At 41.5% G+C, this 16,593-nt stretch carries 12 protein-coding genes; 5 read left to right on the forward strand and 7 right to left on the reverse strand.

Annotated features, from left to right (window positions below; genetic code table 11):
• Positions 1–61: 61 nt before the first annotated feature.
• Positions 62–547 (forward strand): DUF6265 family protein, encoded by a 486-nt coding sequence (locus KTO63_RS05485; protein WP_217790222.1) that lies wholly within the window; start codon positions 62–64, stop codon positions 545–547.
• Between the two features lie 94 nt (positions 548–641).
• Here the strand turns inward: KTO63_RS05485 and KTO63_RS05490 are convergent, their stop codons facing one another.
• From KTO63_RS05490 to porV, 7 genes are all read right to left on the reverse strand, one after another.
• Positions 642–1,970 carry a murein hydrolase activator EnvC family protein gene (locus KTO63_RS05490; protein WP_217790223.1) on the reverse strand — a complete coding sequence of 443 codons (1,329 nt, stop codon included), beginning with the start codon at positions 1,968–1,970 and terminating at the stop codon, positions 642–644.
• Between the two features lie 79 nt (positions 1,971–2,049).
• The gene (locus tag KTO63_RS05495; protein WP_217790224.1) at positions 2,050–2,430 is read right to left on the reverse strand and encodes a four helix bundle protein; all 381 of its coding nucleotides are present in this window, start codon (positions 2,428–2,430) and stop codon (positions 2,050–2,052) included.
• 199 nt (positions 2,431–2,629) lie between these two features.
• Complete coding sequence (locus KTO63_RS05500) at positions 2,630–4,033, reverse strand: murein hydrolase activator EnvC family protein (RefSeq protein WP_217790225.1); 1,404 nt, start codon at positions 4,031–4,033, stop codon at positions 2,630–2,632.
• Positions 4,034–4,116: 83 nt separating this feature from the next.
• Complete coding sequence (locus KTO63_RS05505) at positions 4,117–4,935, reverse strand: DUF4292 domain-containing protein (RefSeq protein ID WP_217790226.1); 819 nt, start codon at positions 4,933–4,935, stop codon at positions 4,117–4,119.
• 66 nt (positions 4,936–5,001) lie between these two features.
• Positions 5,002–5,442: a dUTP diphosphatase gene (gene dut, locus KTO63_RS05510; RefSeq protein WP_217790227.1), complete on the reverse strand. Its 441-nt coding sequence runs from the start codon at positions 5,440–5,442 to the stop codon at positions 5,002–5,004.
• A 94-nt stretch (positions 5,443–5,536) separates the two neighbouring features.
• Positions 5,537–6,016 carry a 2-C-methyl-D-erythritol 2,4-cyclodiphosphate synthase gene (gene ispF / locus KTO63_RS05515; protein WP_217790228.1) on the reverse strand — a complete coding sequence of 160 codons (480 nt, stop codon included), beginning with the start codon at positions 6,014–6,016 and terminating at the stop codon, positions 5,537–5,539.
• A gap of 112 nt (positions 6,017–6,128) precedes the next feature.
• Positions 6,129–7,283, reverse strand: coding sequence for a type IX secretion system outer membrane channel protein PorV (porV, locus tag KTO63_RS05520; RefSeq protein ID WP_217790229.1), 1,155 nt, complete (start codon positions 7,281–7,283; stop codon positions 6,129–6,131).
• Positions 7,284–7,701: 418 nt separating this feature from the next.
• Here porV and KTO63_RS05525 point away from each other — a divergent pair, with 418 nt between their 5' ends.
• From KTO63_RS05525 to KTO63_RS05540, 4 genes are all read left to right on the forward strand, one after another.
• Positions 7,702–9,270 (forward strand): SUMF1/EgtB/PvdO family nonheme iron enzyme, encoded by a 1,569-nt coding sequence (locus KTO63_RS05525; RefSeq protein ID WP_232373033.1) that lies wholly within the window; start codon positions 7,702–7,704, stop codon positions 9,268–9,270.
• A gap of 161 nt (positions 9,271–9,431) precedes the next feature.
• The gene (locus KTO63_RS05530) at positions 9,432–10,700 is read left to right on the forward strand and encodes a UDP-N-acetylmuramoyl-tripeptide--D-alanyl-D-alanine ligase (protein ID WP_217790230.1); all 1,269 of its coding nucleotides are present in this window, start codon (positions 9,432–9,434) and stop codon (positions 10,698–10,700) included.
• Between the two features lie 328 nt (positions 10,701–11,028).
• Positions 11,029–11,373, forward strand: coding sequence for a DUF983 domain-containing protein (locus KTO63_RS05535; protein ID WP_317195740.1), 345 nt, complete (start codon positions 11,029–11,031; stop codon positions 11,371–11,373).
• Between the two features lie 116 nt (positions 11,374–11,489).
• A complete protein-coding gene (locus KTO63_RS05540; RefSeq protein WP_217790232.1) occupies positions 11,490–16,412 on the forward strand; it encodes a PKD domain-containing protein in 4,923 nt (1,640 codons plus the stop codon).
• Positions 16,413–16,593: the final 181 nt, after the last annotated feature.

The following is a 16,593-nucleotide window of genomic DNA, read 5'->3' on the forward strand; positions in this document are numbered from 1 at the left end:
AAATTCAAAGAATATCGAGTCTATTTGGGAAACGATTCTATTAACCTTAAAGAACATATTGATGAAAAAGCTTTTGTTGATGCTTGCCGCCATTGTTTGTTATTGTGGATCTCATGCCCAGAAATTGAAAGCAGATATAAAAGATCTGGCTTTTATTGCAGGAAAATGGGGTATGAAACATGAATGGGGCGACATGGAAGAAAACTGGAGCGCACCGATGGGCGATAACATGATGTGCAGCTACAGATGCGTGGATAAAGGCAAAGCCGTTTTTTATGAGTTCATGCTCATTGAGCAAACAGACAGTGTTCCCGTACTAAAACTGAGGCACCTAAAGCCGGGTAACATTACGTTGGAAGACAAAACAAGTCCATACAGTTATCCTTTAATAAAACTCGAAACGAACAAAGCCGTTTTTGAAAGCAAGAAAGAAAAAACACAACTTGTCTTTCAAAGGCTCGATGCGAAACACATGACCGTATTTTTGATTCGCGAGAAAAACGGGAAGGAAGAGAAGGATGAGTTTGCGTATGCAATGACTGAATAACTGAATGGCTGAATAACTGAGTGTTCGAATTTCAAAGTGAATCCCAATTTAGAAACATTCAGTTATTCAATGATTCAGTTATTCAGTCATTCCTCTATCTCAGCCATTTTTCAGGATCGAGGTTGACCATTTTATCATTTGAGATAAGAAACTCCAGTTCTCCGAGGTTGTCGCCTTTATCATCAAGCTTGCCGAGAACTTGTCCCATTTTTACAACATCACCCTTTGAAACGGAAACGCCAGACAGATTACTGTAGGTGGTGAAATATCTTCCGTGTTTAATAATAACGGCTTCACTTGGGCCGATCGACATGATTGCGGAAACTTCTCCATTGAAGACTGCCTTAACGCTTGTGCCTGCTCTTGTTTCGATGGTTATTCCATAGTTGTCAAATCTTGCTTTGCTATTGGGATAAAATTGTGGTCCAAAGTGCATGATCACGCTACCGGATGCCATTGGCCAGGGCAAATGACCTCTGTTCCTTTCAAAATTTGCGGACATTGCTCTCGTTTCGGGCCTGTCGTCGAGCGGACTTTCGGCTTTTGCCGGTTTTGAAGACGCGAGGGTAACAGGATCGGCTTTTTCTTTATTTACTTTGCTGCCTTTTTTCTTTTTATTGGCTGCTGCCAGGGCCTTCTTTTCTGCGGCAGCTTTTTTTCGCGCAGCCTTTTCTTCTTCCAGCGCCTTCGCCCTCGCGATTGCAATTTCACGACGTATCGCAGCATTAATGGCGTTTCGCAAAGCAATATCCTGTTTGCGTTTTTCATTTATTCTCTTCGTTAGTTCCTGTTCGCGCGATTTCAGTTTGGTGACTACCTCGTCCTGTTCTTTTTTGTCTTCTACCAGCACTGCCTGCTGTTTCGTTTGTTCGCGCAGGGCTTCATTTCTTTCTTTTTTGCTGTCCTTAAGGTCAGATAGTTTTAGCTGCAGTTGTGTTTGCGTGTTAAGGTAATTTTCTACTTGCTGTTGTCTGTAGGCACGATATGCCTTCAGGTAAGCAAATCTTTTTAGTGCATCATTAAAACTGGTGGAAGAAAAAAGGAAGTTGAGGAAATTGTAGTTGCTCCGGTTTTTGTATGCGTAGACTACGCTTGTTTCATATTGTTGCCTGAGGGTATCCAACTCGTTGCGCAACTTGTCAACCTCTTTTGCGTTTAAATCTATGTCGCCCTGGATGTCGCTGATCTGTTCGTTTACAATGTCAATCTGTTGCTGTCGCAGGCGGAGTTTTTTCTGTATCAAAGCAAGTTGGCCAAGGCTCTCTTTTTTGTCTTTTTTTGTTTCATCAATCGATCGCCGCAGTGCATCGATCTCCTGCTGAATGGCGGCACGCTTCCTTTTGAGTTCGGCGCTTCGCGGCGTTTGAGCAAAACAATTGACAGTGAATAATGTAAGAAAGTAAAGGAGGAATATTTTGTTCATGCCATGGTCGTTGGTAAGGTGCGGCTTTCGGTTGCTCTTAGTTGAGAATTGAGAGTGGAGAGTTGAGAGTTCTTCACGTTCAGCCATGCACTCGATTTGCCACTTTTTTTAAGTTTGATTTTGTTGTTTTTACAATAGCCACTAATAGTTTTATTAATTCATCACAATCCTTTTGTATGGAATTATATTCGCTGGTTTGCAAATAGACTCCTTCTCGTAACAAGAGCAACCAATAATCACATTCGTTTGCTTCTTTCAATGCAATATTCATTTTATTTAAAAAATCCGCCTTTGATTGGCCATGTTCTGCTTCTCTAATTAAAGCGCCAATCGACGTCCCACTACGCAATAATTGTTTTGATAAAACAAATTCTTTCTGATGTTGGCAGAGGAACTCGTATAAATTAATGATTCTTATTGCAAATGCGATAGACTTGGTGCCGACAAGACTTTTACTCATGGTTTAGATAGTTGAGAATTGAGAGTGGAGAATGGAGAGTTGTTAAAGGTCAAAGATCTCTTCGATTTTCCAATTCCACTCGATGCTGATTTCAACGGTAATTATCGGCCACAGTCACTATTATTCTAGATACAAATATTTTCAACGTTGTTAACCTTCTTCGGCTCCTCACTCTCCACTCTCAATTCTCCACTCTCCACTAACGAAGCCATTTTTCCGGATCAAGATTCACAGATCTGTCGTTTGAGATTACGTTTGTAATAAGGAATTCAAGTTCGCCCCTGTTGTCATCCTTTTCGGCCAGCTTGCCTAATACTTGTCCCATTTTAATGGTTTGGCCTTTTGAAACAGAGGTGGATGAAAGGTTACTGTATGAAGTAATGTATTTACCATGTTGAACAATCACAGCTTCTACCGGGCCCACTGATGTTACTGCCAGTACTTCGCCATCGAACACTGCTTTTACAGAACTTCCTGTGTTCGCTTCTATAGTGATGCCAGGGTTATCGTACGTTACAACACCGCCATAGTTTTGTCTTCCAAAGTGCATGGTAACAATTCCGGATGCCATTGGCCATGGAAGATTGCCTTTGTTCTTTTCGAAGCTTTCAGACATGGCTCTCGTTTCTTCTCTTTCGAAAGAATTGTAGTTCGCTGCGGGTTTTGGTTTGGCAGGCACCGTAGTAACTGTGGTAGTGCCTGGGTTTGTAGTTGCAGGTGGGTTTGTTGTCGTAGCCGGCGCGTTAGGGTTAGTTTTCGGAGCATTGTTTGCTTTTGCGAGATCAGCGGCTTTTTTGGCAGCCTCAGCGTCGGCAACTCTTTTAGCTTCCGCAGCTTTTTTCGCCGCAGCTTCTTCTGCCATCGCCTTCTTTCTTGCAGCATCAATTTCACGACGGATGGCCGCGTTAATGGCGTTACGCAAAGCAATATCCTGCTTGCGTTTGTCATTCATGTCCTTGTTTAGTTCCTTTTCCCTCGTTTTTAATTTATTTACAACAACGTCCTGCTCTTTTTTATCTTCTTCAAGAACGGCCTTTTGTTTGGTTTGTTCGCTTAGTGCTTCGTTCTTTTGTTTTTTATTATCGTTCAGGCTGGATATTTTTTGTTGCAGCATTTCCTGAGTGGTGCGATAATTCTCTGCTTGCTGCTCCCTGTAGGTGCGATAGGATTTTAAGTAGGCTACTCTTTTCAATGCGTCATTAAAGCTGGACGCAGAAAAAAGAAAATTCAAAAAATCATAATTGCTTCGGTTCTTGTAAGCGTACACAACGCTTTTTTCATACTGAATCTTCAGTGTATCGAGTTCTCCGCGAAGCTTTACAATTTCTCTCCAGTTTTGATTGATGTTTCCCTGGATAGAATTGATCTGTTGGTTTACCAGTGAAACCTGTTGTTCACGCAAACGCAATTTTTTTTGAATCAAAGCAAGTTGACCAAGACTTTCTTTTTTATACTTTTTAGTTTCATCAAGCGATTTACGCAAATCGTCGATCTCGTTTTGAATATCAGCCTGTTTTTTCTTGAGATCAGCACTGGTAGGATTTTGCGCTATGCAATTGACGGTAAAAAGAATGGCTAGTAAAAGAAAATATGGTTTAGTCATGCTTTGAATTTATTGCGGTTTAGCATTGAATAAGATCAAAAAGGGCATTGCTGCCCATTTGATCAAATATAAAAGTTTAACGCTTATTGCACCTTATAATTTTTCGGGATGCTGAAAGGGTAGTTTAAAGTTTCGTTAAAGCTATATTGTTTAAAGTCCATCTGCACGTCGATCTTGGACTTTTCAACTACAGAAATCTCTCTAAACTTCGGGAAGTTTTTCGAGTCCCATTTTTCATAGTTGCCATAGCTTATGTTGCAAGTGCGGTTGCGTGTTGGGTCCACATCATCCATTTTACTATTGGCAACGGCATTCAGGTTGCTATTAATGGTAAGCAGATTTTTGAACAGGGCTCCCACGATCAGCATCGTAATGTTATCCTGATTCTTTTTGTAAGACACAACATTTGAATCGATGAATATCGGATTGCCGATTAGCAGATCCTGCATAGTTGAAAACTTAACCGGCAAATGAGTAAGTTCCTGTAAATAGTTTACTGAACGCAGCTCTACCACTTTATCTTTTCTGTTTAATACTTTAACGCTGTCGGGTGTTATCATTACCCGAAAAGCCTCAAAGCTTACAACGGTGGCATTTACCAAAAGCCATATAACGCTATCCTTTTTCATGCGGATGAAAACAGTAAGATCTGGTTCTTTACCGTCTTTGTCCCATACGTCTACTTTTACTTTCGCAGAAAATGTATTAAAATCGATCCTGTTGGAATCGAGCGCATGCAGGGTTTGTTTTATGAAATCCAGCGAATCGTTATGAATATCCTTCACAACAATCATTTGTGTAGTGTCTTTTTTAGACAATGCTGTGTTGATCTTCCTGGTAGAATGACAACTAACAATTGTAATGATACTGATTGCCAGTAATAGAGGCGAAAAAAATTTCATCAGATACTTTTTAAAGTTGGACGTTAATTGCAAAAAGTTCTTGCACGGCAAGATGTTTTACACAGATTAAATTTTACCTGTGTGGCCAAAGCCGCCCGCATTTCTCTCTGTCTCTGATAATGCTTCAACTTCGTGCCAGCTTACCTGCTCTACTTTCTGGATCACCATTTGGGCAATCCGGTCCCCATGTTGAATCATTTGTTCTTCCTTGGAAAGATTGATGAGGATTACTTTTATTTCACCGCGATAATCTGCGTCGATGGTGCCTGGAGTATTCAGGCATGTAATGCCTTGTTTAATGGCAAGCCCGCTTCTTGGTCTTATCTGAGCCTCGAAGCCCTCTGGCAGTTCAATAAACAAACCGGTAGGAACAAGTGTTCGCTCCAGTGGTTGTAAAGTAATCGGGGACTCTAAATTTGCTCTGATATCCATGCCCGCAGACCCGGAAGTGGCATAATGCGGCAAGGGATTGGTTGACTGGTTAATGATTTTTACCTGTAATGACATGGGAGCAAAAGTAAATCATTGAGTCATTGAATCATTGAATAATTGAGGAAAGTCTGCGTCAGAACTTCAATTATTCAATGATTCAGTTATTCAATTATTTTTTCTTCAGGAGCACATTTGCATATGCCACCAGCCCTTCTTCTCTTCCCACAAAGCCCATTGTTTCTGTAGTAGTTGCTTTTATCGAAACGTCGTCGATGGACAGATTAAGAATGCGGGCGATGGTTTCGCGCATTTCGCCGGAGTATTTTTTTATTTTGGGAGCTTCCAGGCAAAGGCTGCTATCGATGTTTACGATCTCATAACCCTTGTCTGTAATGAGTTTGAAGGTTTCTTGCAAAAGAATTTTGCTATCGATGTTCTTGTACTTTTCGTCTGTGTTGGGAAAATGAATGCCAATATCACCAAGGCTCAGGGCGCCCAGCATGGCGTCGCAGATAGCATGTAGCAAAACATCTGCATCACTGTGTCCCAATGCTCCCTTCGTGTGTGGAATTTTAATTCCGCCGATCCAAAGATCCCTGCCTTCTACCAATTGATGAAAATCGATACCGAAGCCTATTCTGTAAGACATAGTTTAATTGAGAGTTGAAAGTTGAGAATTGAGAGTTGAAAGGTATGAAAAGAAAATGGAGAGCTGAGCCATTAACTCTCAACTCTCCATTCTCAACTCTCCATTAATAAAATTATTCTCCGCCGCTGTTCTCGCTTCCGTTTGTAGCCGGATCGAGGTCAAATGTTAGACCAAAGCGAAGTGTGTTAGACAACGGATTTTGGTTTACACCGCTTCCAGACGGGATGATGTATGAGAAGTTAAGTCCAAATACATTGTATTTCAAACCGGCGCCCACTGTGAAATATCTTCTATCGCCAGCCTCTTTTGTTTCGTAGAAATAACCTGTACGCACAAAGAACTGGTTCATGTAGCCATATTCTATACCAACAGAAACGTTGCTAGCGCCTGGCCAGTCGCTAAAAGATTGGCCCCAGCCGCTGATTGAAGAGGTGGTTTTGTAATCTTCTCTTCCGGCGCTGTCAAGCGGGAAGGAAGGAACCAGTAGTTTATTGAGGTCAAGTGCGAAAGTCATTTTATTGCTTTCGTCAAACACCTTTGTGTAAGCGCCACCTATGCCGAAGTTTGCGGGAATAAAGTCTTTCTTATTTGCATCGCTGGTATAAGAAACTTTACCGCCAAGGTTTGTAAGTGTAGCTCCTGCGGTGAAACCTTCACCTGTTTCGGCGTTAAGACCATTGTAATAAAATGACAGGTCTGCTGCAACTGTGCTGGCTGCTTTGTAATTTGTTCCGTTTCCGAGAACATCACCACTTGCCAGCTTTGAGTTGATGTATCTCAACGCGAGGCCCATGCCTATTTTCTCAGAAAGTTTACGTGAATAACCTGCGTCAAAGCAAAATTCACGTGGCCTGTAAGAGCCAAGTTCCTGCTGATTTTCGTTTACAAACTGAATGTTTCCCAGGTTAAAATATCTCATGGAGAATGTAAGTGCCTGGTTGTCATCTAATTTGTGGTATCCGCCCAGTGTGGCAAGATATACATCATTAAGCCCGAGCTTTTTTAGCCAGGGAGTGTAGTTTAGTGCGATGCCAGTTTTGCTCTCATTAAAAGGTGTTTTGGCCAGGTTCCAGAAGTTTGCATTTGCTTCAGGTGCGGTCGCGATGCCAGTTTCGCCCATTCCTCCTGCTCTTGCCTCCGGTGAAATACGCAGGAACGGAACCGCTGTAGTGGTCACATTTATCGGATTCGTTCCGGTTTGCGCATTTACATAACTAACACTAATAACTGTTGCAACTGTAACAATTAATTTCAATGCTCTTTTCATTGATAGATTTATTTTCCTTAAAAGTGAATTCTGAAACAGGCCATTTTTATACAAAAAATCGTGCCTCAGGGGATTAAAGTAAAAATTTATTTCATTAATTGCTTTTAGTAGGAGGATTGATTCGGCGGCTAAAATAATAGTATTCTCATAAAAACTAGCTACTTATGGTAAGTAATTTTTTAAGGGTACAAAAATAATACTCGCTGAAACATAGGCATTAACGAATAAGCCAAAGATTTGTTGTAAAAAGGCATGGATGTTGCAATCAACGATCTGCTGTTCGGAAAAATGGCGCAATTACTATAATGTTAAAATGTTGAAAGTATTTATATTCGCAATTCTGTAACAAAGTTTGCGGGGATAACAATATTTGGATATCAACTGCGTTATTACCTATTACAATTTAAAACCAGCATAAATGGCATACAAAATGAACTGGAAAAATTTCGCGATACTCTTATCCTGTGCCGCAGTTTTGGGTTCCTGCAAGGATGGAAAACTATTTGGCAAGAAAAAAGCCAAATCGGATGTTACAGGATGGAACTATAATGATAAAAACCAGGGCGGTTATCAGGTTGCTTTAGAAAAAGAACAACCAAGTGGTCCCGGTTTGGTGTTTGTGCAAGGTGGTACTTTTACAATGGGCGCTACAGAAGAGGACGTAATGAGCGATTGGAACAATATTCCACGCCGCGTTACTGTTAACTCATTCTATATAGATAAAACGGAAGTGGCGAACGTTCACTATCGTGAGTATCTGTACTGGATCAACACTGTTTTTGACGGTGACGAATACCAGGCAGTTAGAAACGGAGCTTTGCCAGATACTTTGGTTTGGAGAAGCGAACTTGCTTACAACGAACCAATGGTTGAATATTATTTCCGTCACCCGGCATATAATAATTACCCTGTAGTAGGTGTAAGCTGGAAACAAGCTAATGATTTCTGTCTTTGGAGAACTGACCGCGTAAACGAACTTGCGCTGATCCAAAAAGGATTCATTAACGATAAATCTATCAAAAACATTTCTGGTATCGGCCAGGAGAACTTCAATACTAAATCTTACCTGTTAGGTGAGTTTCAGGCAACTCCTGGTAAAGGTGCACGTTCTAAAAAGAACCCGCTCAAAAATCCAAACGGTACACCTCGTACCAACGTAACTTTTGAAGATGGTATTCTTTTGCCAAACTACCGCCTTCCAACAGAAGCTGAGTGGGAATATGCGGCTCTTGGTTATGTAAACCAGAACCCAATGCCTACTAAGAATGATAAAAAACGCGGTGAAGAGTTGGTTACAAACAAACAAGTGTATTCCTGGAGCCAAAACGTAAACGGTCTTCGTGACACTCGTCGCGGAAGCTGGCAAGGTACTTTCCTGGCTAACTTTAAAAGAGGTGCCGGTGATAACATGGGTGTTGCAGGAGGTTTGAACGATAACGCTGTTTACACTGCCCCTGTTAATTCATTCTATCCAAACGGTTTCGGTATCTATAATATGTCTGGTAACGTAAGTGAGTGGGTAGCCGATGTTTATCGTCCACTTTCTTCAACTGACGAAAATGATGTGGCTTCTTTCCGTGGTAACAAATTCCAAACTATCGATGTGAGCACAGGAAAAGCTGAAAGAGACAGCCTTGGAAGAATTAAATATCGCTACGTAACTGACGAAGAGAGCAAGAAACGTCGTAACTATCAAAAAGGTGACGTAATCAACTACCTTGATGGTGACTCACTTCTGGCTGGTGTTTCTTACGGATACGGAAAAACTACTTTGATCAGCGATCACTCAAGAGTTATCAAAGGTGGTAGCTGGGATGACAGAGCTTACTGGTTGAGCCCAGGCACACGTCGCTTCCTTGAAGAAGAACAAAGTGCAAGCACTGTAGGTTTCCGTTGCGCAATGGATCGCGTAGGTAGCGCAGCAGGTAACGGCAGAAAATCTGGTATCGAATACAAACAAAGAAAACAGAACAATCGTAAGAAATAAGTTCAGTTCATAATATTTAAAAAGTCATCTGGAAACAGATGGCTTTTTTTATGCAAATAACTGAATGACTGAATAACAGAATAACTGAACATGTAAGGCATTTTTGTTTATTAGATTCAGTTATTCTGTTATTCAGTTATTCAATTATTTATATTTGGCTCATGAACATCGAACAACTCTACAACATATTCCTTCAACATCCGGCCATTACTACCGATACGAGGAAGATTACGCCGGACTCGATTTTCTTTGCGCTCAAGGGAGCTTCCTTTGATGGCAACACATTTGCGGAGCATGCGCTTAAAACCGGTGCGGCTTATGCCGTAATTGATGATGCGACTTATCATGTGGATGAAAGGACCATTCTTGTAGAAGATGTTTTAACTACATTACAGCAACTGGCGAAATATCATCGTCAGCAATTTGACATACCGTTTATCGCGATAACGGGAAGCAATGGAAAAACGACTACCAAAGAACTGGCTTCTACGGTGCTGGCAACAACTTATAAAACCTATACTACACAAGGAAATCTGAACAATCACATTGGTATTCCGCTTACAATACTAAGCGTGAAAAAAGATGCTGAAATGGCGGTGATAGAAATGGGGGCCAATCATCAAAAGGAAATAGAAGGTTATTGCACATACACTTTGCCAACTCATGGTTTGATCACCAACGCAGGAAAGGCCCACCTGGAAGGCTTTGGCGGAATAGAAGGCGTTAAGAAAGGTAAGGGTGAATTGTTCGATTACCTGCGGGCAAACAATGGAACTGCCTTTGTAATGTGGGACTATGATTATTTGCGCGAAATGAGTAAAGGCATTCCACATTTATTTACCTACGGCACAACCGGGGCAGATGTTTGGGGAAGCGTTGTGCAAAGCGAGCCGTTTCTTTATGTTACCACGAAGAACATTGAGCGCATACAAACACATTTGGTAGGAGATTATAATTTCCCTAACGTATTATCTGCGGTTGCTATCGGAGAGTTTTTCAAAGTGCCCGCAGACAAAATAAAGTCAGCTATTGAAAATTATGTTCCATCCAACAGCCGCTCGCAAATGATGAGCCTGGGAACAAACCATATTATTCTCGATGCCTACAACGCAAACCCCAGCAGCATGAAAGCCGCAATCGAAAATTTTGCGAAGCTAAATGCAAAAGACAAAGTGCTTATGCTTGGAGCCATGGCAGAGCTTGGCGCAGAAAGTCTGGCGGAACACCATTCTATTGTTAATCTGATTGAAAAATATTCCTGGAAAGATGTGGTGCTCGTAGGTGGCGATTTTCTCAAAATCAAACATCCTTTTATTCAACTTCAAAATGCTGCTGAAGCAAAGGACTGGTTCCAGCAGCAGCAGTTTCAAAATACGCATTTGCTGGTGAAGGGGTCGAGGAGCATGCAGATGGAGAAAGTTGTTAGTTAATTGAAAATTGAAAGTTGAAAATTGAAAATGCTTTAATATTTGGAAACCCCTTGTATCTGAAAACTGGTAATAATTTGAAAAGTTCTTCCCGAGGTTCATTTTCAATTTTCAATTTTCAACTTTCAATTAATTAAAGCCCTTTTGAGAGCTCTAACAACTATCAACTAACAACGAACAACCCTCAATTCCGTACCTTTGCACAAATTCGAGCGATATGAGCCAGCAAAAAAGTCCGGGATACCTATGGAGTGTGCTTACTTGTAAATGTCCCCGGTGCAGGCAAGGTGATATGTTCAAAGAAAAGAATCCATACAAACTGAAAACTTGTATGAAAATGAACTCACTGTGTCCTGTTTGCAAGCAACCAACAGAAATAGAAGTAGGGTTTTATTATGGAACGGGCTATGTGAGTTATGCACTGGCGCTAATGGTTTGTGGCATCTCTTTTGCTGCATGGTGGCTGTTAATTGGCTTCTCCCTGGACGACTCACGCTTTTTCTGGTGGCTTGGCTTTAATGCCGTACTCTTAGCAGCTATGCAGCCTTACCTTATGCGATTATCACGCTCGATGTGGTTGTCTTTCTTTGTAAGATATGATCCCTTCTGGAAGGACCATGCTATTGATGATAAGCACATGGACCGCATTGTGCCTGAGCAGATGGGAAACTGGTAGTATTTACATTATTTTTTTGAAACACATCGTTCGATCGTTGAATATGTGAAAAGCAAAGAGTAATTTTCAGAAGAGAGGTTAAACCTAGTAGCTAACTGACATTCTGTTTATGACCAATGCATTCAATCCTTGATGTAAGAAAATCACTGTGCTTTCTTGTTACCATTGCTCTGATTTTTTTCAGCAATCCTGCGTTGGCACAACTCAAGGCAGATTTTACGGTAGATAAAGCCGGTGGCTGTTCTCCTCTTGCTATTACCTGCACAAACGCTACTACCGGTGCATCTCCAAACGCAACATATTCCTGGAACTTAGGCAACGGAAATACCTCGACCAACTCCGATGGTGCAAGTGCCATTTACAGAACTGCAAAAACATACACTATAAAACTAACGGTGACTGACGGTGGAAAAACATCGGAAGCAACCAGGCAAGTTACCGTTTACAAAAAACCAACCGTCGATTTTACAACAACTGACGTTAAGGGCTGTGCGCCGTTTAATGTAACATTTGTCAGCAGCTCTTCTGCCGGTGATGGTTCGATATCCGATTATTTTTGGGATTTTGGTGATGGTAACGTACAAAAGGGAAGTGCATATCAGCAGGTAACACATACCTATAATTTTGCTCAAAGGCCCACCGTTGGTCTTACCGTAACAAACAGCTATGGCTGCTACACCAGCCTGGAAAAAAATCTTGTAGAAGTTAAAGCGCCATTGAAGGCAGCATTCTCGGTGGCAAAAGCGGTGTATTGCGATGTAAACGACAACGTGAGTTTTACAAATAAAACGACCGGAACAGGAACCCTTACATACAGCTGGGACTTTGGAGATCAAAAAACTTCTCCTGATAAAGATCCGACACATGTATATGGAAAAAAAGGCGCTTACCCCGCTGTTCTTAGAGTAACCAATAGCGATGGTTGCAAAGCTGTAAGCGATACACAGCAGGTCAACATTGCAAATTTCAATATCGATTTCGATGCTCCTGCCACTGTTTGCCAATATGCGGAGGCTACATTTAAGGATAAAAGTACTTCGGGAAGCACCACAACTATCTGGCAGGCAGAAGGACACCGGTTTGAAAATGTAGGTCAGAATTTCACCTATAAGTTTCAAAATGCGGGAGAAACAACTGTGACATTGATTGACATGTATGGAGGTTGTTCTGCTTCCGGGTCTAAAAAAATTATCGTTAACCCTGCGCCCACTGGTGGTTATACCTTTGATGCAGATGGCGTTTGCGGAACGCCTGTTACCATTCAGTTTCACGACACTTCCACTAACATCGCTTCACGGAAATGGTATTTCGGAAATGGAGCGACCTCAACTGACAAAGACCCAACTTACACTTATAACGCTGATAACTACTATACTGTAGGACTTGTGGTGACAAATGGAAATGGCTGCAGCAACACGATCAATAAAACACTGAGTTTATTTAAACCTTATGTAAGCGTTGGTTCCGATGTAATTGAAGGTTGCTTAGGACTAAAGGTCAATTTCATGTCGTCAGCACCGGATCAAATTGTAACATACAACTGGAACTTCGGTGATGGCAAGAAGTCAACCGATAAGCAACCGCAACATGTGTTCGACTCAATAGGGCAATTTAATGTGGTGCTTACGTATACTACGACAGGAAAATGTACAGGTACCGCAAGTACAATTATTTATGTAAGAGAAAAACCCAAAGCCGATTTTACTGCGCCTACCGAGGTCTGCGGGAGCAATCCGGTTAAGTTTACAAATACTACTGTAGGGTACGCCAGCAATTTTCGCTGGGATTTTGGCGATGGTTCGCCGGTGTATTACACAAGCGAATATGACATCAGGCATCAATATTATGACGATAAGATATTTACTGTAAAGTTGATCGCCTCCAATGGTCAGTGCACGGATACAATCATCAAAAAAGACTACATAAAGGTATTTCCACCGTTTCCTAAAATAAGCAGCGCGAAGAATACGTGCGACGGCACAAGGGGCCTGGTAACTTTCTCACAAACGTCAAAGAAAGCACTTACATGGTCATGGGATTTTGGCGATGATTCACCAGTTGTGGATCTTTCAAATGATCAACAGAAAATACAACATGAATTTGCAAAAACAGGTAAGTATAAAGTTGTGCTGACCACAACCAATGGCAACTGTTCCGTGAAGGATTCTGTGAACGCTTTTGTGCTGTTAAAACAACAACCAACACTCACAGCAGAGCAATCTGAAGTTTGTGCCAGCGGAAGTATAAAAGGCACGCTTGGAAACCTTGAAGCAAATCCAAATCCTGATTTGCAGGGATACAATTATTACATATACCGTTGGGAATATATTGATGGCTCGCTGGCAAACATAGCAGCCAATTATCCAACATCTCCACGACCATGGACGACAGGATTTACGGCCGATATCAGTGGGTTTGATGTTAGAAAAAAAGGATTGCGCCTGATCATCAAGGAAGCCAATTTGGGATGTACAGATACAACCAATTATGTGGCGTTGAAAATTAAAGGGCCAACTGCCGCGTTCAATATCAAAAGAGATATTGTGTGTTTGAAATCACCTGTTGTTTTTGAAGATGCATCTACCATATCTGATAATACACCGATTACAAAATGGGAGTGGGATTTCGGTGACGGAAATAAAGAGACGCAAGTAAGTAAAGAGGAGCTTTCGTACACATATACCAAGCCAGGTAATTATCCTGTGGCATTGAAAGTAACAGATGCCGATGGCTGTTCTGCCTCTACTCCGCTTTATTACAGAAGTGCCACTGTAAGCGGACCGCAAACTGATTTCTCTTACTATCCCGAGGCGGTGCAACCAAACACCTTCGTTAGTTTTTATAACAAAATCGTTAACTACCCTTACCTGAACGGATATAAATTTAAGTGGACATTTACCTACGATCACTCGACGGATATGTTTACCTACAATCCTCAAAAGTATTATGGTAAAGTTGGCGTAGATACTGTAACCCTTGTTGCCACAAATCTTACATCGGGTTGTTCAGATACGACGACTAAAATAATTGGAATTAAATACGTAACCGCTGCATATGATTTTACTACAGCTTATCTAAACAATAACTCCTGTCCTCCGCTGGTTGCGACTTTTAATAACAAGTCGCAATTCGCAAACAACATTTCGTGGGATTTTGGTGATGGCAGCCAAGCGGATAATCTTTCCAATCCTAAACATACTTACCAGAGTGCAGGTATCTACAGAGTTGTGTTATACGCTTATGGAAATAATAATTCTGTAGACTCTTCTGTACAAACCATTGAAGTGAAGGGCCCTTATGCCGTCCTATCCGCAGACATAACCTCCGGATGTAAACAACAAAAGATAACGTTAAGCGCCATTGTAAAAAATGCAACTTCCTATACCTGGGATTTTGGTGATGGCAACACCGTGCAAACAACGGATACTTTTGCCGTACACACTTACAACAGTGTTGGTGCTTACACGCCGTCACTACTTTTGAAAGACGGAAGCAATTGCGCTTCCACTTCTGAGATTGATACACAGATTATAATTGATTCGCTGAATGTTGCTTTTTCCAATTCACCTCTGGTGGTTTGCGATTCCGGAATAGTGAGTTTTACGCCGAACGTAAAAAGTTTTTCCGGCGATGTAATGGAACAACCGCTGAACTATAAATGGACTTTTGGAACCGGTGTTGCAAAAGATACTTCCATAACCAGCAATCCTCAATTTGATTTTAATAAACTCGGTAAATACGAAGTGTCGTTGGATGTAAAAACTTTGTACGGATGCGAAAAGCAGTTTAAAGATTCGATTCTTGTTGTGCATCGACCAAAGGGCAGTATTAGTGCGCCGGATTATGGTTGTGAAAATGCAAATGTTTTATTTAAAGGATCGGCAGATCTGCAGGATGTTAGATGGGTGTGGACCTTTGCAGATGGAAGGGACAGCGCCGTGCAAAACCCTTCGCATATCTATCATGGAGCGGGTTCTTACAATGTTGCATTGATCGTAAGTAAAGATGGTTGCAGTGATACCAGCAATCATGCTATTGTAATTCATGCAAGCCCTAAAATAAATCTTCAGCCAAAGGATTCAACAATATGCCTGGGCAAAACCATTCAGCTAAATGCGCATGATGGAAACCAATACATTTGGACGCCGGACGTGGCGCAAGGCAATAGTGGGCAGGCTTCGCCAAATATCAGCCCGCTTACGACAACGCTTTATAAAGTAAAAACAACGAATGAGTTTGGTTGCGTAAGCATTGATTCCACTTTGATAACGGTAGTGCAACCATTTACTTTAACAGTTCCACCTAATTCATTTGTGTGTAAAGGAAGCAGTATCGAATTGCCGGTAAGCGGCGGTGCTACTTATGCATGGACAGGTGATGGATTGAGCGACATAACGAGCAATCATCCTATAGCTGCGCCTTTGGTAACCACAACTTACACGGTGACGGGAACCGATGCTTACCACTGTTTTACGAGCGAAGCCAAAATAACGATTGATGTAAAACCATTGCCAACAGTAAGTGTTGGTCCTGATATCCAATTGCCAACGGGCAACACTGTAAACCTGACCGCAACAGGAAGCAGCGATGTGGTGAAATGGTTATGGTTGCCCTCTACATATTTGAGTTGTTCAAACTGTGCGTCACCGGTTGCAGCACCACGTGAGAATATGTCGTACGTAGCGGTAGGGGCAACACAATTTGGTTGCAAAGCATCTGATACACTCAACATAAAACTTATTTGCTCAGAAGGACTATTTGTTCCAAACGCGTTCACGCCAAATAATGATGGTAAGAACGATCTGTTTAATTTGAAAGGAAAGGGTATTAAGCAAATAAAACATTTCCAGATTTTCAGTCGCTGGGGTGATATTATTTTCGAGAAAAGTAATTTCCAGATTGGAGACCTGAACGCCGCATGGGATGGCAAGGTGAAAGGCAGCTTTGTTGAATCCGGCACCTACGTGTACTTCGTAGAAGCGGAGTGTGATACCGGTGAGATATTTGCAAGAAAAGGAACTGTAGTGATTATAAGATAGACGCTTCGCATCTTTTCCACCACTAAGACACTGAGAACACTAAGCCTCACTATGATTTTTTTAACCGCAAAGAGCACAAAGAAAACGCTCCCTGACAAAAAGTAAATTCGTAAGGCGCAAAGGAAACAAAGATGGGCTTATATAAATATCTTCGTTTCCTTTGCGCCAAACTTTGTGCCCT

This window comes from Pinibacter aurantiacus (assembly GCF_019130065.1).
GTDB classification, from domain to species: Bacteria; Bacteroidota; Bacteroidia; order Chitinophagales; family Chitinophagaceae; genus Pinibacter; species Pinibacter aurantiacus.